At 72.7% G+C, this 19,230-nt stretch carries 18 protein-coding genes; 8 read left to right on the forward strand and 10 right to left on the reverse strand.

Annotation, left to right across the window (positions count from 1 at the left end):
• Window positions 1–71: 71 nt before the first annotated feature.
• The 4 genes from ACFY8U_RS32195 to ACFY8U_RS32210 form a co-directional block, all read right to left on the reverse strand.
• Entirely contained in the window at window positions 72–2,012 is a 1,941-nt protein-coding gene (locus tag ACFY8U_RS32195) for a hypothetical protein (protein ID WP_389575737.1), read from the reverse strand.
• A gap of 214 nt (window positions 2,013–2,226) precedes the next feature.
• Window positions 2,227–3,033: a polysaccharide deacetylase family protein gene (locus tag ACFY8U_RS32200; protein ID WP_389575738.1), complete on the reverse strand. Its 807-nt coding sequence runs from the start codon at window positions 3,031–3,033 to the stop codon at window positions 2,227–2,229.
• Window positions 3,030–4,298 (reverse strand): glycosyltransferase, encoded by a 1,269-nt coding sequence (locus tag ACFY8U_RS32205; protein ID WP_389575739.1) that lies wholly within the window; start codon window positions 4,296–4,298, stop codon window positions 3,030–3,032. Before ACFY8U_RS32205 ends, ACFY8U_RS32200 begins: the two co-directional genes overlap by 4 nt.
• Window positions 4,299–4,319: 21 nt before the next feature.
• Complete coding sequence (locus tag ACFY8U_RS32210) at window positions 4,320–5,456, reverse strand: GNAT family N-acetyltransferase (RefSeq protein ID WP_389575740.1); 1,137 nt, start codon at window positions 5,454–5,456, stop codon at window positions 4,320–4,322.
• A gap of 124 nt (window positions 5,457–5,580) precedes the next feature.
• Between ACFY8U_RS32210 and ACFY8U_RS32215 the strand changes: the two genes are divergently transcribed.
• On the forward strand, window positions 5,581–5,982 hold the full coding sequence (locus tag ACFY8U_RS32215; protein WP_389575978.1) for a phosphotransferase: 402 nt from the start codon (window positions 5,581–5,583) through the stop codon (window positions 5,980–5,982).
• On the opposite strand, the gene ACFY8U_RS32220 is transcribed toward ACFY8U_RS32215, so the two are convergent.
• The 5 genes from ACFY8U_RS32220 to hutU all read right to left on the reverse strand — a co-directional run bounded on the left by ACFY8U_RS32220 (window position 5,963) and on the right by hutU (window position 12,552).
• A complete protein-coding gene (locus ACFY8U_RS32220) occupies window positions 5,963–6,991 on the reverse strand; it encodes a S66 peptidase family protein (protein ID WP_389575741.1) in 1,029 nt (342 codons plus the stop codon). The genes ACFY8U_RS32215 and ACFY8U_RS32220 overlap by 20 nt on opposite strands.
• Window positions 6,992–7,080: 89 nt before the next feature.
• The gene (gene hutI, locus ACFY8U_RS32225; protein ID WP_389575742.1) at window positions 7,081–8,328 is read right to left on the reverse strand and encodes an imidazolonepropionase; all 1,248 of its coding nucleotides are present in this window, start codon (window positions 8,326–8,328) and stop codon (window positions 7,081–7,083) included.
• A 17-nt stretch (window positions 8,329–8,345) separates the two neighbouring features.
• Window positions 8,346–9,689, reverse strand: coding sequence for a formimidoylglutamate deiminase (locus ACFY8U_RS32230; RefSeq protein WP_389575743.1), 1,344 nt, complete (start codon window positions 9,687–9,689; stop codon window positions 8,346–8,348).
• The gene (locus tag ACFY8U_RS32235; protein WP_389575979.1) at window positions 9,680–10,870 is read right to left on the reverse strand and encodes an allantoate amidohydrolase; all 1,191 of its coding nucleotides are present in this window, start codon (window positions 10,868–10,870) and stop codon (window positions 9,680–9,682) included. Before ACFY8U_RS32235 ends, ACFY8U_RS32230 begins: the two co-directional genes overlap by 10 nt.
• Window positions 10,871–10,887: 17 nt before the next feature.
• Entirely contained in the window at window positions 10,888–12,552 is a 1,665-nt protein-coding gene (gene hutU, locus ACFY8U_RS32240; RefSeq protein WP_389575744.1) for a urocanate hydratase, read from the reverse strand.
• Between the two features lie 102 nt (window positions 12,553–12,654).
• Between hutU and ACFY8U_RS32245 the strand changes: the two genes are divergently transcribed.
• From ACFY8U_RS32245 to ACFY8U_RS32275, 7 genes are all read left to right on the forward strand, one after another.
• Window positions 12,655–13,977 (forward strand): diaminopimelate decarboxylase, encoded by a 1,323-nt coding sequence (locus ACFY8U_RS32245; protein WP_389575745.1) that lies wholly within the window; start codon window positions 12,655–12,657, stop codon window positions 13,975–13,977.
• Between the two features lie 41 nt (window positions 13,978–14,018).
• Window positions 14,019–14,483, forward strand: coding sequence for an SRPBCC family protein (locus ACFY8U_RS32250; protein ID WP_389575746.1), 465 nt, complete (start codon window positions 14,019–14,021; stop codon window positions 14,481–14,483).
• A 154-nt stretch (window positions 14,484–14,637) separates the two neighbouring features.
• Window positions 14,638–16,011 carry an APC family permease gene (locus ACFY8U_RS32255; RefSeq protein WP_389575747.1) on the forward strand — a complete coding sequence of 458 codons (1,374 nt, stop codon included), beginning with the start codon at window positions 14,638–14,640 and terminating at the stop codon, window positions 16,009–16,011.
• A gap of 170 nt (window positions 16,012–16,181) precedes the next feature.
• Window positions 16,182–16,667 carry a hypothetical protein gene (locus ACFY8U_RS32260; RefSeq protein ID WP_389575748.1) on the forward strand — a complete coding sequence of 162 codons (486 nt, stop codon included), beginning with the start codon at window positions 16,182–16,184 and terminating at the stop codon, window positions 16,665–16,667.
• Window positions 16,664–17,422 (forward strand): transcriptional regulator, encoded by a 759-nt coding sequence (locus tag ACFY8U_RS32265; RefSeq protein WP_361601173.1) that lies wholly within the window; start codon window positions 16,664–16,666, stop codon window positions 17,420–17,422. The genes ACFY8U_RS32260 and ACFY8U_RS32265 overlap by 4 nt, the downstream gene beginning before the upstream one ends.
• A 41-nt stretch (window positions 17,423–17,463) precedes the next feature.
• On the forward strand, window positions 17,464–17,868 hold the full coding sequence (locus tag ACFY8U_RS32270; protein WP_361438646.1) for a roadblock/LC7 domain-containing protein: 405 nt from the start codon (window positions 17,464–17,466) through the stop codon (window positions 17,866–17,868).
• A gap of 101 nt (window positions 17,869–17,969) precedes the next feature.
• Window positions 17,970–18,341, forward strand: coding sequence for a hypothetical protein (locus tag ACFY8U_RS32275; protein ID WP_389575749.1), 372 nt, complete (start codon window positions 17,970–17,972; stop codon window positions 18,339–18,341).
• Between the two features lie 9 nt (window positions 18,342–18,350).
• On the opposite strand, the gene ACFY8U_RS32280 is transcribed toward ACFY8U_RS32275, so the two are convergent.
• Window positions 18,351–19,190 carry a MurR/RpiR family transcriptional regulator gene (locus ACFY8U_RS32280; protein ID WP_361601167.1) on the reverse strand — a complete coding sequence of 280 codons (840 nt, stop codon included), beginning with the start codon at window positions 19,188–19,190 and terminating at the stop codon, window positions 18,351–18,353.
• Window positions 19,191–19,230 lie beyond the last annotated feature (40 nt).

A 19,230-nucleotide genomic window follows, 5' to 3' on the forward strand; every position in this document is an offset into this window, starting at 1 on the left:
GGACGGTCGGAGGCGGGCGGTCAGCAGGAGGTTCGGAACGGCTGGCGTCAGGCCGTTCGGGACGGCTGGCGTCAGGACGTTCGGGACGGTGGGCGGTACTCCAGGACCAGCCCGTGTTCGCTCTCCTCCACCACGCGGAACAGCGGCGAGCGCTTGAGGTCCTCGCTCAGGGTCCGGAAGCTGCCGGGCGGCAGATAGCCCTCGCCGATGACCGCCTTCTCCTGCGTCGGGGTGAGGACGACGAACGCCGGGCGGTCCTCGGGGATGCCCCGTGCGAGATAGCCCGCCGGGTCCTTGAGCATCTTCAGGTTCTCGGGGACTTCCTGCTCGGTGAAGAACCAGCGCTCGTAGTGGTCGTAGCGGTGGTAGGCGCCGGGGAAGGAGCCGGTGGTGGCGAGGATCAGCGCACCGTCCGGCGCCCGGTCGTAGGCGCGCCGGGTGAGGGCGAGCTCGGCCGGCGGGGCGTAGTGCATGCCTTCCTTGCCGTAGTACGAGGGCAGGAAGCCGGCCAGCAGGGCGGTGACGGCGAGCGGCAGTGCGACACCGGCCGTGCGACGGGCCGCCCTGGCCGCCCTGCCGACCGCGCCCGCCGCGGGGACGAGTGCGGCGGCGGCGAAGAACGCGGTGCCGGGAAGCCCGAACAGGTAGACACGGAAGAGCATTTCGCCGCCGTAGTCGTTGACCGCGAACATCGGCACCGGCGCGGCGGCGGCGAGCAGCAGTGGCAGCGCGCTGCGGACGAGTCTGCGGCGCAGCAGGACGGCCGTTCCGGCGAGCACGGCGAGCGCGAGCACCATCAGGATGTTGGCGGCGCCGACCAGTTCGGGTCCCGGTCCGGTGGGCTCGCCCGCGTATCCGGCGCGGGAGTTGGAGAGCAGGTCGCCCGCCGAGTCCTTCAGGGTGCTCATGGTCTCCAGGAAGAGGACCCGGCCCATGGTGAGGTCCCAGGCCAGCATGATGAGGCCGGTGACGACGAGCAGCCCGATGTTGCGGTAGCGGCGGGTGAGGCAGAGCGCGAAGAGCGTCGCGCACAGCATCACCGGGGTGAGCTGGTGCGAGGCGTTGATGGTCGCGATCAGCGGCGCGATGATCAGTACGGCGATCGCGCGCTGCTTCGGCGTCGTGGGCGGCGGCACGGCCGCCGCCGCAGGGTCGAGGACGGTACGGTCGCGCAGCCGTCCCGCCGATCCGGGCCGGACGAAGTGCCGGACGACGACGGCGAAGACGGTCAGATAGAGCAGGTACGAGAAGCCCTGCGGCGACAGGTAGTCCTGGCCGACCCAGTTCGCCAGTTGGAAGATCCACACCCCGGTCCACACGAGCCGCCAGTCGTCGCTGAAGGTGCGGTAGATCAGCAGCAGGACGGGGAGCGTGAGGACGCCCAGGGCGATCGGCGCCCAGTTGATGAACGAGGCCGCCGACTCCACGCCGAAGGCGCGTACGAGCGCGGCGTCGAGCGAGAAGAACCCGGGCCACTGGTCGTACGCGGACATCCCGCCCGACAGCTCGCGCTGCGGGTACACCGTGCCCTCGACGAGGAGCCGGCTGATCACGGCGTCGTGCTTGGAGGCCCAGGCGTAGCGCACGGAGTCGTAGAGGATCGCCGGCGGCGCCTTGAGCGCCACGAGCATGGCGACGCTGTACGCCGCCGGCCACCACGGAGCCGTACCGGCGCGCCGGAGGGTGACCAGGAAGCCGCAGGTCAGGACGGCGAGGGAGGCGTAGAACGCGGGCGGGAAGCGGTCGAGGAGGCCGTAGTCGGCGATGTCGCGGAAGCCGATCCGCGGCAGCGCGTACACCCAGAGGGCGGCCGCCACGAGCAGCGGCAGCGCGCTGAAGAGGGTCTGCGGGCCGGGGAGGCGCGGTACGCGGCTCGGCGCGGAGGTGTCCGCGTCCGCGTGCGGGGCGGCGTTCGAGGACGCTTCCGCGTTCGGTTCCGCCTCCGGCCGCCGGGCGGAGGGAAGCGGCGGCACGTCGCTTCCGGTGGCCGGTGCGGGCACACGCTGTTGCACGGTGGAACTCCCCTTCGAACTCTTCGCCATCAGGTCACGCTCATCGGGTTCGTCGGCCCTCGGGTTCTCCGGCCCTCGGGTTCTACGGCCCATCGGGTTCTCCGGCCCTCGGGTTCTCCGACCCATCGGGTTCTACGACCCATCGGGTTCTCCGACCCATCGGGTTCTACGGCCCGGCCCTCGGGTTCTCGCGGTGACGCCGTCCCTGTCGCGGTCAGCCCGCGAACTCCGGTCCTCTGACCAGCGCGCGGGCCCTGCGGTACATCCGCCAGCCCACCGTCGGCAGCGAGTCCGGGTACGGCGCCGCCTTGGCGCCGCGGCCGTCCATCCAGTGCTCCACGTCGGCGACGGTGTGCCCGCGGCGCACGATGAGCCGGGCGATCCGGTACCGCTCGTCCGTCTCGGAGCTGAGCGCGTGCCGGACGGCGACGGCCGAGGCGTACCCGGCGGCGACGACGGCCCGGCGCACGGCCGGACTGTTGTAGCCGTGCGGGTAGGCCAGATGCCGGACCTCGTGGCCGAGAACGTCCTCCAGGGCCGCCTTCGGCTCGCGCAGCTCGCACGTGAGCTCCTTGGGCGGCAGCGTGTCGAGCTGCGGATGGGTGGCGGTGTGCGCGCCGACCTCCATCCCGTACTGCTCCAGGAGCGGCGCCTGCGCCAGCGCCATCATCGGCGCGGGCGGCAGCAGAGAGGCCCGGCCCGGGGTGATCGCCCCGGTGGTCAGATACGCGGTGGCGGGGAGCTCGCGGGCGGCGAGCGCCTCGGCGGTCGGACCTGGCAGGTCGGCGAAGCCGTCGTCGAAGGTGAGGACGACCGGCCGGGGCGGCAGCGGGGCGCGCCGGGTGAAGTGGTCGGCGAGGACACCGATCGTGACGGGCGTCCGTCCGCTGTCGACGATCGCGTCGAGCTGCGCCTCGAACTCCTTGGGCGTGACGGTGAATTCGGCGATCCAGTCGGGCGGGTCGTCCATCACGGCGTGGTAGAGGAGGACCGGTATACGGGTGTGGGCGGGTGCGCTCATCTCGTACCCCGCATCCGCAGCCGGGCCTTGGCGTAACCGAACGGTCCGTAGAGCATGCCGCGTCGCTCCAGTCGGGAGAGGCTGCGAGGCCAGGGGTGGGTGTGCGTGCCGTGCTCGCCGGGAACGCCGCCGTGCTCGGCGGTCCGGCTCGCGGTCATGTTCTTGGCGTGGACGAGCCCGCGGGGCAGCCGGGCGAGGAGCGCGGGCAGCAGGGCGGGGCGGCGGACGAGGGTGGCGGTGAGGTAGGCGGTGAGACCGGCGCCGTACCCGAACGCCTGGTTCCGCAGGTCCGGCCAGCTCTCGCGGTGGTGGTGCCAGACGAGGGCGTCGGCGGTGTAGCGGAGCCGGAACCCGGCGGAGAGGACGGCGACGAAGGCGTACAGGTCGTCTCCGCCCCGGGCCGCCGTCCCGGTGCCGGTGGCCGGATCGAAGCCGCCGGCGGAGGCGAGCGCCCCCGCGCGGAAGGCCATGTTGGCGCCGGAGCCGAAGCTGCCGGCGGTGAACGGGAAGAGCGGTTCGTCGGCGGGCGGCCGCACCGGGTCGTAGAGCCGGGGCGCGAAGCCCTTGGCGAAGCCGCCGTGGGATTCGAGCAGGACCTGGGCGGGGGTTCGCAGCCGGGCGGGCAGGATGAGGCCGGTGACACAGCCGAGCCGCGGGTCGGCGGCGAAGGGCGCGGTGAGGGCGGTCAGCCAGTGCGGATCGGCCACGACGTCGTCGTCGGTGAAGGCGACGACCTCCGTGCGGGCGTGCGCGAGCCCGGTGTTGTGGGCGACGGCGAGCCCGGGGGTGTCCTCGCGGACGTACGTGACGCGGTCGCCGTACTTGCCTCGGACCAGCTCCTCGGTGTCGCGTGTGACGGGCGCGTTGTCGACGACGAGAACCTCGTAGTCGGGATGGTCCTGGTCGAGGAGGGAGTCCAGGGCGCGGGCGAGCTGGTCGGCGCGCTCACGACTGGCGACGACGACGCTCGCACGGGGCGGGGCGAGGTGCGGCTGGTCCGGCCGGGACCCGGGGGTCCGGGACGCGTCGCGGCGGGGCTCGTTCAGCCGGGCCCGGGCGAGGTCGGCGAGCGTCTCCGCCGGATCGGCCCCTTCGGGTACGTGCCCGAGCACCGTGGCCGCGGGCCTGCCCCTGAGCCGGACGAGCGCGTAGACGTCTCCGGGTCCGGGGGGCGGGCCGCCGGGCGCGGGACGGAGGGAGAGGACGGGGCCGTCGGGCGAGTCGAGGTCGAGGTCGACGACGGAGAGGGCGTGTGGTGGGCGCATGTGCGTGTCCCCGCTGTCGGCTCAGGCCTGGCCGGCGCCGCGCAGGCGGGCGATCCGGGTGAGGGTGCGGCGGCCGCGCGCGGCGAGCGCCGGCCGGTTGCGTACGAAGCTGTGGGCGCGGCGGGAGGGCTCGCGGGAGAGCCAGTAGAGCCCGGCGCGTAACCCGGGGCGCGTCACCGACCCTTCGTACACGGTCAGTTCGCCGGTCTTCAGGGCGTCCTTGTACTCGGCGTCGCCGCGGCCGAGATCGAGCATGCCGATCCCGGCCGCGGCGGCGGCCTCGGCCATCCGCAGATGGAGGACGAGACCGGGCGAGTACTTCGCGAACTCGGGGTCGTAGGAGGGGAACCAGCAGGAGAGGACCGTGCGGGAGCGCAGCCCGAAGTGGGCGGCGACGGGCCGGTCACCGGCGTAGAGCACGGACAGGATGCCGGTGCAGCCGGGGGCGCGCAGCTCGTGCAGGCGCCGGACGAGGGTGCTGATCCACTCCTTGGCGAAGCGGTCGCGCCGGCCGGTCCTGCGGTACTGGGCGGACTTCCACGCCATGAGGGTGCGCAGGGCGGCCGGATCGCGCTCGTCGAAGACGAACCGGGTGGGGCCGACCTGGCGGCCGAGGCGGCGCTCCTTGGCGAGGGTGGTCCTGAGGAACTTGGGCGACTGGGCGCGCAGGACGTCTTCGTACGCCGCGTAGCCCTCGCCGACGTCGATGACGGGCGAGGCGAACGGCTCGGCGGCTTCGTCGAGGAAGGCGGCCTGGCCCGTCTCCAGATTGTCGAACTCCCAGGCGGAGAGCCCGCAGACGCGCAGAAGGGCGCGGGCGGACGGCGCGAGACCCGGCCGCGTGACGGCGCCCTGGCAGTCGGAGACTCCGAGCCCGACGGCCCGCCCGCGCCCAAAGGACCCCTTCTCGTACGGGAAGAACCCGACGGGCTCCCCGCCCTCCCACCAGACGGCCACCCTGACCCGGGGCCGCACGCCGGCGACGGCCCGGGTGAACTCGGGCCCCATGAACGGGTTCTCGGGTGCGCCCGACTTCCCCCGTAACTCCCGCCACGCCTCGTCCTCGCGCGCGGTCAGCTCCCCCGGTTTCACGATCTGTACGAACTGCCTACGGCCCCCGCCCTGTTCGCGGACAGCCTGACGACGGACAGCGCTCAACTCCGACCCCCCGGTCTTCCCCCCTGAGTCCTGCCGCTACAGGACGGTACCGGTCGAAAACCCTCCGGGACAGGGCACTCGACCTATCTGTGACTGAGGGGAATTCGTGATGATCAAGCGACCAATGGGACATGCCGGTCGAGGGCGCCGGCGGCGTAGTCTTCGCGCGTCCCCGTCCCCGGCCCCGCTGCTCCGCCTCGACCTGCACCCGGGCAACGTGATCCTGACGTCCGAGGGCCCGTTCGTGATCGACTGGCACACCGCGGAGGCGGGCGATCCGGCGCTGGATTGGGCGATGTCTGCCCTGATCCTGGCAGAGGTCGCGGTGGCCCCGGTCCCGTACGCGGACGACGCCCGGACGGGTATGGCGTCCCTGCTCATCCACGCGCCCGCCGGACCTCTGCCGCTGGCCGCGGCGCACCGTCGCCGGGCCGCTGACCCACACCTGGACGCCGCCGAACTGGCCCGTCTGGACGATGCGGTGGCGCTGGTCGCGGGCGTCCGGGTCAGTCCAGTGACTGGGTGAGCTCGCTGCGTGCCGAGGTGTGTACGACGCGGGCGCGCGCCCCGTTGACGAGGGGCAGGTACGGGGGCGCGTGGCCGCATTCGACGTCGGCGACGATCGGCACGTTCAGGGGGCCGAGGGCGTCCAGTACGGCTTCGTGCTGGGTGAGCGAGGCCGCGTCGGGCGCCGGGGTCCGTCCGACGAGAACGGCGTTCGCGTGGTCGAAGAAGCCGGCCATCCGCATCCCGTGCAGGTTCCCGCAGATGGTGAAGGCTTCGTCGCCGGCCGCCTCGACGTACACGAGGAGTCCTTCCGGGGCGTGCGTCCGGGCGAAGGCGTTCACGTCGAGATAGGGCGTGCCCGTGAGATTGCGCAGGGTCTCGATACAGCCCCCGATCAGGCGTCCCTCGACATCCACGTCGCCGTCGCCGTCCAGCCGGGTCCACCGGCCGGGAGTGTCGAGCGTGAGCTCGGCGACCTCGGGGTGACGCTGCCAGTCGTCCCACCCGGACGCCCGGTGCAGATTCGGGGGGATCTGGGTGAACGGCCGGCCCTGCGGAGCGGCGGCGATGTCGAGCCACGTCAGCAACCCCTCGGGCGCCTGGTACGGGGTGTCCATCAGATTGTTGCCGTGCAGGGTCGCCACCCCGGTGAGGAGGGTCAGCGGGGTCATGAGGGTCGACATGTCCGAGTACCCGACGAGCCAGGTCGGCTCGGCGTCGCGCAGCCGCTGCCAGTCGAGCAGGGGCAGGAGATCGAGCCCGGTCTCCCCGCCCCACGGCGGCACGACGGCCCTGATGTCGGGATCGGTCAGCATCCCCATGAACTCCCGCGCCCGCTCGGCGGCGGGAGCGCTCACATGACCGGCCCCGTCCATGCAGTCCCCGACGACGACCTCGTACCCACGCGCCTCGACGTGACGGATCGCCACCTCCAGGCGCGCACGCAGGTCCTTGCCGACGCCGCTGGAGGGAGAGGTGACGCCGACACGGTCACCAGGACGGAGGGGGCGCGGGTATCGAACTGACATGCGCCGGATTCTGGCACGGGGCCCCGGTCCGCCTCCACGGAATACCCGCGTGCGGCACCGGGCACGACACGCGCCGGTCCCCCTGGCCGTCAGATCACGCGCGTCCCCCGCCGCCAGACCTCCGTCACCAGGGGTACGCCCGGCCGGTAGGCCAGGTGGACGTGGGACGGGGCGTCCAGGATCGTCAGGTCCGCGGCGGAGCCAGGGGTGAGGTGGCCCACGTCCGCGCGGCGGAGGGCCGCCGCGCCGCCCGCCGTGGCCGACCAGACCGCTTCGTCCGGGGTCATGCCCATGTCCCGTACCGCCAGCGCGATGCAGAACGGCACTGAGGAGGTGAAGGACGAGCCCGGGTTGCAGTCCGTGGAGAGGGCCACCGTCACGCCCGCGTCCAGCAGGCGGCGGGCGTTCGGCCACTCGGCGCGGGTGGAGAACTCCGCGCCCGGGAGGAGCGTCGCGACCGTCGACGACTGTGCCAGGGCGTCGACGTCGGCGTCCGTGAGGCGCGTGCAGTGGTCCGCGCTCGCCGCGTCCAGCTCCACCGCCAGCTGGACGCCGGGGCCGTACGAGAGCTGGTTCGCGTGCACCCGGGGGTGCAGGCCCCGCTCCTTGCCGGCCGTGAGGATCGCCCGCGCCTGGTCCCCGTCGAACGCGCCCTTCTCGCAGAAGACGTCCACCCAACGGGCGTACGGCGCACAGGCGTCGAGCATGTCGCCCGTGACGAGGTCGACGTACGCGGCGGGGTCGTCGGCGTAGTCCGGCGGGACGATGTGGGCGCCGAGGTAGGTGACCTCGTCGGTGTGCGCGGCGGCGATGCGCAGCGCGCGGGCCTCGTCCTCGACCGTCAGGCCGTAGCCGGACTTGGTCTCGAAGGTGGTCGTGCCCTGGGCCAGGGCCTCGCGCAGATAGCGGGCGACGTTCGCCGAGAGCGCCTCGTCACTCGCGGCGCGCGTCGCCGCCACCGTCGTACGGATGCCTCCCGCCTTGTACGGCTGGCCCGACATCCGCGCGTTGAACTCCGCCGTGCGGTCGCCCGCGAAGACCAGGTGCGAGTGGGAGTCCACGAAGCCCGGGATCACGGCCCTGCCGCCGGCGTCGACCCGGTTGTCAGTGGCGGGTGCTTTGCTGGATTCACCGACCCAGACGACTCGGTCGCCTTCGATGACGACGGCCGCGTCCTGGATCAGACCCAGGGGAGATCCATCACCGAAGGAGGGATCGTTGGTGACCAGGCTTGCGATGTTGACGATGGCGGTCGCGGGCGTCGCCACGGCGCTGTTCGCGCTCGTGGGGGCGGAGGTCGCCGCCGGGCTGTTCCTCGTCGCGGGGCCGGTGTTCATGATGAGAGATGTCTCCTTCAGCCGCGCAGGGCGGCGATCGAGTCCGCGAGGGCGCGGGGCACGTCCGGTACGGACCGGTGGACCCCGTCCCGTACGACATGGCGGCCGCCCACGATCGTGTGACGCACATCCGCGGCCGACGCTGCGAATACCGCCGTCTCGGCTGCCAGACGCGGCACCGGTCCCGCTGTCCTGACCGAGTCCAGGGCGATCGTCGTGAAGTCGGCGAGCGCACCGGGTTCCAGGGTGCCCGCCTGACCCCAGCCGAGGGCCGCGTGGCCGTCGGCGGTCGCCGCCCGCAGCAGCGCGGCGGCCGTCCAGTGGCCGCGCGTGCGGGAGCGGAGGCGTTCGTTCAGCTCCATCGCCCGGGCCTCCTCCAGGAGGTCGATGACGGCGTGGCTGTCGCTGCCGAGCGAGAGCGGGGAGCCCGCGCGCTGGAGGGCGACAGCCGGGCCGATGCCGTCCGCGAGGTCGCGTTCGGTCGTCGGGCACATGCAGGTGCCCGTGGTGGAGGAGCCGATGAGCGCGATGTCCCCGTCCGTGAGGTGGGTGTTGTGGACGCCGGTCGTCAGCGGGCCGAGGACACCGTGGTCGGCGAGCAGCTGGGTCGGGGTGCGGCCGTGGGCCGCGAGGCAGGCGTCGTTCTCGGCCGTCTGCTCGGAGAGATGGACGTGCAGCGGTGCGCCCCGCTCGTGCGCCCAGCTCGCCACCGTCGCCAGCTGGTCGGCCGGGACGGCGCGTACGGAGTGGATCGCCGCGCCGATGCGTACACCGTCGCGCTCCTTGAGCAGCGAGACGCGCTCCGCCCATGCGTCGGCCGTGCCGTCGGAGAAGCGGAGCTGGTGGCGGTCGGGGGCGGCGCCGAAGCCGGAGGAGAGGTACGCCGTGTCGAGCAGGGTGATCCGGATGCCCGCGTCGGCCGCCGCCTGGACGAGGGCCTCGCCCATCGCGTTGGGGTCGGCGTAGGGGGTGCCGCCGGGGGCGTGGTGGAGGTAGTGGAACTCCCCGACGGCCGTGATGCCGGCGAGCGCCATCTCCGCGTACACCGCCCGCGCGAGCGCATGGTACGTCTCCGGGGTCAGCCGGGACGCGACCTGGTACATGATCTCGCGCCAGGTCCAGAAGGTGCCGGAACCGACCTGGACGGTGGAGCGCAGGGCGCGGTGGAAGGCGTGCGAGTGGGCGTTGGCGAGGCCGGGGATCGTCAGTCCGCGCAGGACGACCGCGCCGGGCGGCGGAACGTCGCCCCCCGCCCCCGTGCGTACCGCCGTGATCCGGCCGTCCGCGACCTCCAGCACCACGCCCGGCTCGACGTTCGTGTCGAGCCAGGCGTGTTCCAGCCAGTACGTCGTCACCTGCACGCCAGTCCTTCCAGTACGTCGGCGAGTGCGAGCACTCCGGCCACGCAGTCGTCCTCGGCCGCGAACTCGGCCGGGGAGTGCGAGACGCCCGTGGGGTTCCGTACGAACAGCATGGCGGTCGGGATCGATTCGGACAAAATGCCCGCGTCGTGTCCGGCGCCCGTGCCGAGGACCGGGGTCTTCTCGCCCAGGACGGAGGCGATCTCGTCCCGCAGGGCGTGGGCGAACTCCACGACGGGCGTGAAGGACTCCCGTACGACCGTGAGGTCGATGCCGTGGCGGGCCGCGTGGTCCCGGGAGGCCGTCTCGATACCGGCGATGACGGTGTCCAGGGCGTCCTGGTCGGCGGCGCGGGCGTCGAGCCAGCCGCGGACCAGGGAGGGGATGGCGTTGACGCCGTTCGGTTCGACGGCGATCTTGCCGAAGGTGGCGACGGCGCCCGCGAGTTCGGCCTCGCGACGGGCGGAGAGGACGGTCTCGGCGTAGGTGAGCATCGGGTCGCGACGGTCGACGAGCCGGGTCGTGCCGGCGTGGTTGGCCTCGCCCGCGAAGTCGTACCGCCAGCGGCCGTGCGGCCAGATCGCGGACGCGATGCCGACGGCGTCGCCGGAGAGGTCCAGGGCGCGGCCCTGTTCGACATGGAGCTCGACGAAGGCGCCGATCCGGGCGAGGCGCTCGGGGTCGGGGCCGATGGCGTCGGGGTCGTGACCGGCGGCCTCCATGGCCTTCGGGAGGGTGATCCCGTCGGCGTCGCGGAGCTCGTACGCCTGCTCCTTCGTCAGCCGGCCGGCGGTGAGGCGGGAGCCGACGCAGGCCAGGCCGAAGCGGGCGCCTTCCTCGTCACCGAAGTTGGTGATGGCGAAGGGGCGCTTGAACTGGACCTCGCGGGAGCGGAGTTCGTCGAGCGCGGCGAAGGCGGACACGACGCCGAGGGGGCCGTCGAAGGCGCCGCCGTCGGGCACGGAGTCCAGGTGGGAGCCGGTGACGACCGCGTCACCGGCCGCGGGGTCGCCGAGCCAGGCCCACTGGTTGCCGTTCCGGTCGACCTCGTAGTTCAGCCGGCGGGCCTCCGCCTGCATCTGGAACCAGAGCCGGCAGTCGGCGTCGGCGCCGGTCCAGGCGTAGCGGCGGTAGCCGCCCGAGGCGTCGCTGCGGCCGATGGGCCGCAGCGAACGCCACATGGCGTGGAAGGTCTCGCTCACGCGTCGTCGCCCTCGCGCATCGGGACGCGGACGCCCTTCTCGTCCGCGACGCGCTCCGCGATGTCGTAGCCCGCGTCGACGTGGCGGATGACGCCCATGCCGGGGTCGTTGGTCAGGACGCGGCGGATCTTCTCGCCGGCCAGCGGCGTGCCGTCGGCGACCGTGACCTGGCCCGCGTGGATGGAGCGGCCCATGCCGACGCCGCCGCCGTGGTGGATGGAGACCCAGGAGGCGCCGGAGGCGACGTTGACCATGGCGTTGAGCAGCGGCCAGTCGGCGATCGCGTCGGAGCCGTCGAGCATGGCCTCGGTCTCGCGGTACGGGGAGGCCACCGAGCCGCAGTCGAGGTGGTCGCGGCCGATCGCGAGGGGCGCGGCGAGGGTGCCGTTGCCGACCATGTCGTTGAACATGTCGCCGGCCTTGTCGCGCTCGCCCTGGCCGAGCCAGCAGATACGGGCGGGCAGGCCCTGGAAGTGGACCCGCTCGCCGGCCATCTTGATCCAGCGGTGGAGGGACTCGTTCTGCGGGAAGAGTTCGAGCATCGCCTTGTCGGTCTTCGCGATGTCCGAGGCCTCGCCCGAGAGGGCGGCCCAGCGGAACGGGCCCTTGCCCTCGCAGAAGAGCGGGCGGATGTAGGCCGGTACGAAGCCGGGGAAGGCGAACGCGCGGTCGTAGCCCGCGAGCTGGGCCTCGCCCCGGATGGAGTTGCCGTAGTCGAAGACCTCGGCGCCGGCGTCCATGAAGCCGACCATGGCCTCGACGTGCTGGGCCATGGACTCGCGGGCGCGGGTCGTGAAGCCCGCCGGGTCCTTGGCGGCGGCGCTCGCCATGTCGTCGAAGTCCACGCCGACCGGGAGGTAGGAGAGCGGGTCGTGGGCCGAGGTCTGGTCGGTCACGATGTCGATGGGGGCGCCCTCGGCGAGCATCTGCGGGAGCAGTTCGGCCGCGTTGCCGAGGAGGCCGATGGAGAGCGGGCGACGGGCGTCGCGCGCCTCGGTCGCCAGCGCCAGCGCGTGGGCGAGGCTGTCGGCCTTCACGTCGAGGTAGCGGTGCTCGATGCGGCGCTCGATCGCACGCGGGTCGACGTCGATACAGATCGCGACGCCGTCGTTCATCGTCACGGCGAGGGGCTGGGCGCCGCCCATGCCGCCGAGGCCGGCGGTGAGGGTGATCGTCCCGGCGAGGGTGCCGCCGAACTTCTTCGCGGCGACGGCGGCGAACGTCTCGTACGTGCCCTGCAGGATGCCCTGGGTGCCGATGTAGATCCACGAACCGGCCGTCATCTGGCCGTACATCGTGAGGCCGAGAGCTTCGAGGCGCCGGAACTCCTCCCAGTTCGCCCAGTCGCCGACCAGGTTGGAGTTGGCGATGAGCACGCGCGGGGCCCACTCGTGCGTCTGCATGACGCCCACCGGGCGGCCGGACTGGACGAGCATCGTCTCGTCCTGCTTCAGGGTCCGCAGCGTACGCACCATCGCGTCGAAGGAGCGCCAGTCGCGCGCGGCCTTCCCGGTCCCGCCGTAGACGACGAGCTTGTCGGGGTGCTCGGCGACCTCGGGGTCGAGGTTGTTCTGCAGCATCCGGAGGGCGGCCTCCTGCTGCCATCCCAGGGTGCTCAGTTCCGTACCGCGCGGGGCCCGTACGGGGCGGGGTCCTGACATGGGTGCCTCCATCCGATGTGACGTAACTATTCACATCCTGGCCTGGTGAATAGTTGTAGTCAACAGCTGCGGCGCCACCCGTCCCGGTGGTCCCATGGATCCATGGCATCCCACCGTCGCGATCAGGCCGTCCGTGCCGCCGTCGAGCAGGGCCTCCTCACTCCTTCCTCCGGGCAGGTCGTCGGACTCCTCGACACCGCCGGCATCCGTGCGTCGGCCGCCGCCCTCGTCTCCGCCTTCGCCGCAGTCACCGACGCCCCCGTCCTGCACGCCTTCGCCGTGAAGGCCTGCCCGCTCGTGCCCGTCCTGCGCCTGCTGGACGCGTGCGGACTCGGCGTCGAGGTCGCGAGCCCCGGCGAGCTGGCCCTCGCCCGGGCGGCCGGCGTGGCCCCGTCCCGTACCGTGCTCGACTCGCCGGCCAAGACGCCCGCCGAGCTGCGCCAGGCCCTCGCGCTCGGAATCGCCGTCAACGCCGACAACCTCCAGGAGCTGGCCAGGCTCGACGCGCTCGTCACCTCCGCGCCGACCGCCTCGCCCCTGGGAATCCGGGTGAACCCGCAGGTCGGAGCCGGTTCGATCGGGGCACTCTCGACCGCGACCGCCACCTCCAAGTTCGGGGTGGCCCTCCGGGACGAGGGGGCGCGGGAGGCCGTCGTCCAGGCGTACCTCGAACGGCCCTGGCTGACGCGGCTGCACACGCACACCGGCTCGCAGGGTGTCCCGTTCTCCCTCATGGCCGAGGGCGTCGCCGCCGTGTACGAGCTGGCCGAGGAGATCAACACCAAGGCCGGACGGCAGCAGATCGACACCGTCGACATCGGCGGCGGACTGCCGGTGAACTTCGCCTCCGACGAGGAGACGCCGACGTACGCCGGGTACGCGGCGCTGCTCGCCGAGACCGCGCCCGGCCTCCTGGACGGGCGCTACGGCCTGGTCACCGAGTTCGGCCGCTCGCTGCTCGCCAAGCACGGCACGGTCCTCGCCCGCGTCGAGTACACCAAGACCTCCGGCGGACGCCCCATCGCGGTCACCCACGCGGGCGTGCAGCTCGCCACCCGTACCGTCTACGACCCGGCCTCCTGGCCGCTGCGCATCCTCGCGTACGACTCCGAGGGCCGGCCGCACGACGGGGCCGAGACCGTCCAGGACGTGGCCGGCCCCGCCTGCTTCGCGGGGGACCTGCTCGCCACCGCGCGCCCGCTGCCGCTGCTGCGGCCGGACGACGTCGTGGCGGTCCCCGACACCGGCGCGTACTACTTCGCCCACCACTACGCGTACAACAGCCTGCCCCGGCCGGCCGTGCACGGCTTCACCGTCTCGGACGACGACGGCCGTGTCTCGTTCTCGACCGTGCGGACGGCGCAGAGCCTGGACGAGATCGTCGCCGAGGCGGGCGGCGACCGGGCGGACGCCCTGCTGCCGTAGCACTGCGGGCGCTCGTCCGAGGCCGGTGGTTCGATGGAGCCATGGCTACGAAGAGCGTCACCGTCGAGCGCCGGGTCGCGGCATCTCCCGGGCCCGTCTGGGAGGTACTGACGGATCTGCGGGACATGCCACGGATCCTGAGCGGCGTGGAGCGGGTCGACGTGCTCACCGAGGGCGCCTTCGGGGTGGGCACCCGCTGGCGCGAGACCCGGCGGATGATGGGCAAGGAGGCCACGGAGGAGATGACCGTGACCGAGGCCGTGCCGCCGGACCGCTATGTGACGGTGGCCGAGTCGCACGGTATGCGCTACGTCTCCGAGATCGCGCTGCGGCCGGACGGGGAGGGGGCGACGACGGTACGGATGACGTTCTCGGCGACCCCGGCCGCGGGCAGCCGCACGGGGTTCCTGGCCAAGCTGCTGAGCGGCCTCGGCGCCAAGGCGGTGAGCCGGGCGCTGGCGAAGGACCTGGACGACGTGGCGGCCTCGGTGGAGCGCCGCCACTGAGCGTCGCCGGTGTCCTCGCCGGTGACCGTCGCGGTGACCGTCGCCGGCGTCCGTCGTCCGTACACACGTTCGCCCGTACGAGTGACAGTGCGGTCGGCATCAGGTGACGGGCTCCCGGGCAGGCAATCTCCCGACGACGCACGGGAGGCCGCCCATGACCACAGCACCACGATCCGACGAGCCCGCAGCCGAGCGGACCGGTCCGATCGGACAGCCTCCGCTGAAGCGCGCCATCGGGCCCAGACTGCTGATCCTCTTCGTCATCGGCGACATCCTGGGCACCGGGATCTACGCGACGACCGGCAAGGTCGCGGGCAAGGTGGGCGGCGCGCTCTGGCTGCCCTTCGTGATCGGCTTCGTCGTCGCGCTGCTGACCGCCGCCTCGTACGTGGAGCTGGTCGGCAAGTATCCGAAGGCGGCGGGCGCCGCGCTCTACACGCAGAAGGCGTTCAAGGTCCCCTTCCTCACCTTCATCGTCGCGTTCATGGTGATGTGCTCGGGGCTCTCCTCCGCGAGCGCGGCCGCCCGCGCCTTCAGCGGGGACTATTTCCAGGAGTTCACGGACGCGATCCCGGCCACGCTGATCGCGATCCTCTTCGTCCTCGCCCTCGCGTGTCTCGCGCTGCGCGGGGTGTCGGAGTCCGTGAAGACGAACGTGGTCCTCACGCTCGTCGAGGTCACCGGTCTGCTGATCATTCTCGGGATCGGCGCCTGGGCCGTCCTGAGCGGGGACGGGGAGCCGTCGCGGCTCGGCGAGTTCGAGGCGTCGGGCGGCGGATACGCACTGATCACGAGCGTGCTGGGGGCCACCGCGCTCGGGTTCTTCGCCTTCGTCGGCTTCGAGGACTCCGTCAACATGGCGGAGGAGACGCAGGATCCCGTCCGCACCTTCCCCCGGGCCATCTTCATCGGCGTCGCCGTCACCGGAACCGTCTACGTCCTGGTCGCCCTGGTCTCCTCGCTCCTCGTCGACCACGAGACCCTGGAGAAGTCCAGCGGGCCGCTCCTGGAGGTCGTGAAGGCCGGCGGGGTCGACTTCCCGCCGAAACTGTTCGCGCTGATCGCGCTGTTCGCGGTCACGAACTCCGCGCTCATCAACATCATGATGGCCTCCCGGCTCTGCTACGGCCTCGCCAACGAGCGGGTGCTGCCGCGTGTGATGGGCAGGGTCCTGAAGCACCGCCGCACACCCCTCACCGGCATCGTCTTCGCCACCGTCCTCACCATCGGTCTGGTCTCCACGGGCGAGATCGAAGGCCTCGGCGACACCACGGCCTTCCTGCTGCTGTGCGTCTTCGCCGTGGTCAACATCGCCGTCCTGGTGCTGCGCAAGGACCGGGTGGAGCACGCCCACTTCCGGACGCCGACGGCGCTCCCGGTCCTCGGCGCCGTCACCGCGCTGATCCTGGCGAGCCCGCTCGCCGACCGCTCCGCGGACGTGTACATCCGGGCCGGCGTGCTGCTCGCCATCGGGATCGGGCTGTGGGCGGTCAACAAGGCCGTCCTGCGCGTGCGCGGGGAGGACTGAGGCGCGCACGGGGGCGCCCGGGGCGCCCCCCATGGGTGCGAGGGCGAATTCAAGCAAGCGGACGGCATGTTCCGATGGAAAATGCCAGAACTCCTCCCCACGACCGGAACGTTGAGTAACGTCACGGTCACTGCCGTACGCCCGCACGCTGCATCGGGAGGGGAATCCGCGTGCCCGGAATCGACGAGTGCCTGCTGGAGGCCATGAGCCTGCCGGGCGCGCGCGGAGCCTGGCTGGTCGACTGGACCAGCGGGCTCGCCCTCGGCGCGGCGGGCGACTCGCCGGTCGGCGACCACGAGACGACGGCCGCCGAGGCGGCCGAACTGGCGCGCGCGGCGGCGGAGTACGACTCCTTCGCGGGCGTCCCGACGCCGACCACGGCCATCGTACTGGCGACGGCGAACACAAGGGCGTCCACCGCCCGGGCCACGCGCCCGGGACCCGAAACACCGCCCCGCGAAGGCGCGTTACCCAAGGGACCGCCCGTCGAGGATCTGATCGTCACCACCCGCAGCGGCTATCACGTCCTGCGTTTCGTCGACACCGCCTTCGACAGCAGCGTCTTCCTCCACCTGTGGCTGGACCGGGACACCGGCAACCTCGCGCTCGCCCGTCTCAGACTGCGCGACCTCGCCGAGAGGCTGGTGCTCGGATGACCGTCTCCCCGATGCTCGTCCGCCTGGCCGCCGAGCGGGCGACGGGCGCCCTGCTCCGCGACCACGGAACGCTCTACCTCGTCGACGGCCGCGTCGTGCACGCCGAGAGCCCCGCAGCCCCCGGGCTCGACGTCCTGCTGACCACCGGCGGACGGCTGCCGCGCGAGGGCTGGGACGAGGCCGTCGACCGGGCCGGCGCGCGGCGCGAGGTCGGCAGGTTCCTGGTGGAGAGCGGCCGGCTGCGCGACGGCGAGCTGGAGATCTGCCACCTCGGCGCGGTCTTCGACGCGGCGTTCTTCGCCCTCGCCCCCGCCACCGGCCCGACCCGCTTCCGTTACGGCGTGGCCCACTGGTTCGGCCCGGTGCGCCCGGTCTCCACCGAGGCCGTCGAGCGCGAGACGGTACGCCGCCGTGAACTGCTCGACAGCGTCTGGCCGTACGGAACGGTGGACACGGCCCCGGTCGTCGTCCGCGCCCCCGCTCCGGGGCAGACGGTGAGCCTGCGTCAGCGGGCGCTGCTGGCCGCCGCCGACGGGACGCGTACGCCCGCGGACATCGCGCGCCTGCTGGGCCGCCCGGCCTTCCACACGCTTCTCGACGTCCGCCGGCTCGCCGCCGCCGGCCTCGTGGAGACCCCGCCCGACCCCGTGGCGGCCGCGCCGCCCGCCGTCCCCGCCTGGATCGGCGTGGTCGCGGCCGACCCGGACATAGCCCTGCTGCGCCGGCTCCGCGACGCCCTGGAGGCAAGTCTGTGATGAGGCGTGCCCTGCGCCTGCGCGCCGAGAGGAGATTACTGATGTCCGCAGAAGCCGAGGTACTCGGCGAGCTGAGACGGCTGCGGGCCCGACTGCCCCAGCTCACCGGGGCGCTCGCGGCGAGCGCCGACGGCCTGGTCCTCGCCCATGACACGGCCGACACAGGGGCGGAGGGGGTGGCAGCGCTGACCGCGGCGGCCCTCGGCGTGGCCCAGCGGCTGACCGAGTCCACCGGGCAAGGCCGCTTCCGCGAGCTGCTCGTCCGGGGCGAGGGCGGCTATGTCGCCACGTACGCGGCCGGCGGCGCCGCCGTGCTGACGCTGCTCGCCGAGCCCCGGATCAACGTGGGCCGGCTCCATCTGGAGGCCCGGCGGTCCAGTGCCCGGATAGGCGAGCTGGTCGACGGGGCGCTGGAGCGCAAGGACCTGAACCGACACCAGGCGTAGCCGCACCCCGAGTGCGCATCCCGAGTGCGTCACCCGGATGCAGACCGAACGAAGACCCGACGAGAACCGAAACCGAACCCGGAAAAGGAAGTGCGACACCCATGGCGAACACCGAGACCGCTCTGAAGGAAGCCGCGACCATCGAGGGCGCCATCGGCGCCGCGCTGGTCGACTACACCAGCGGCATGGCCCTCGGCACGATCGGAGGCGGCAAGGATCTCGACCTGACCGTGGCGGCGGCCGGCAACACGGACGTGGTCCGCGCCAAGGTCAGGGCGATGGAGATGCTCGGCCTCCAGGAGGACATCGAGGACATCCTGATCACGCTCGGCACCCAGTACCACCTGATCCGGCTGCTGAAGGGGCGCGGGACGAACGGCCTGTTCCTCTACCTGGCGCTGAGCAAGGACCGGGCGAACCTGGCGATGGCACGCCACCAGCTGAAGAAGATCGAGGCCGAGCTGGAGGTCTGAGAGAGCCCGCTACTCCACGAAGAGGCCGCGAGCCGCCGCCTTGGTGTCGAACTCCTCCAGGCGCGCCTGGGCGTCGGGCAGTTCGTCCGCCATCGCCTCCAGGAGCACGCGGCCGAGCAGCATCGGGGCGCAGGCCGTGTCGAAGGCGAGCCCGGTGCCGACGGCGGCCGGGATCAGCAGGTCGCTGTGGGCGGCGACGGGCGCGAACGCCGACTCGGCGACCGTCACCACGGTCGCTCCCGCGCCCTGGGCGTACTCCAGGGCCTCGACGACCTCGCGCGGGTGGCGGGGCAGCGCGAAGCAGAGCAGGGCCGTGGCCCCGGCCCGTACCGCCGCGTCGATACGGTCGGTGAGCATCGAGCCGCCCTCGTCGAGGAGGCGGACGTCGGGGTGGACCTTGGCGGCGAAGTACGCGAAGCCGCGCGCCTGCGAGGAGGCGGCCCGCAGCCCGAGGACGGGCAGCGGCCGTGAGGCGGCGAGCAGCCGACCGGCGCGGACGACGGGTGCGGGGTCGGCGAGGAGCTCGGCGAGGTGCCGGAGGTTCTCGATCTCGGCGAGGACGGCCTGCTGGTACTCGTTGTGCTCGCCCGCCTCCCCCGACACCTCCCCGGCGGGGGCGACCTCCCGCAGGTGGCGGCGCAGAGCGGGATAGCCGTCGAAGCCCAGGGCGACGGCGAAGCGCGTGACGGAGGGCTGACTCACGCCGGCGAGGTCGGCCAGCTCCACGCTGGACAGGAACGCCACGTCTCCGGCGCGGCGCACCATGCAGTGCGCGATCCGCCGCTGTGTCGGTGTCAGCCGGTGCCCCTCGAAGAGCGTCTGCAGCCGTCCGGCCGGGCTGTCGCTCACGCCGTCCCCCTTCCGCCTATTCATTCACCTTGAACTCTGC

Source organism: Streptomyces sp. NPDC012508 (assembly GCF_042902595.1).
Classification (GTDB): domain Bacteria; phylum Actinomycetota; class Actinomycetes; order Streptomycetales; family Streptomycetaceae; genus Streptomyces.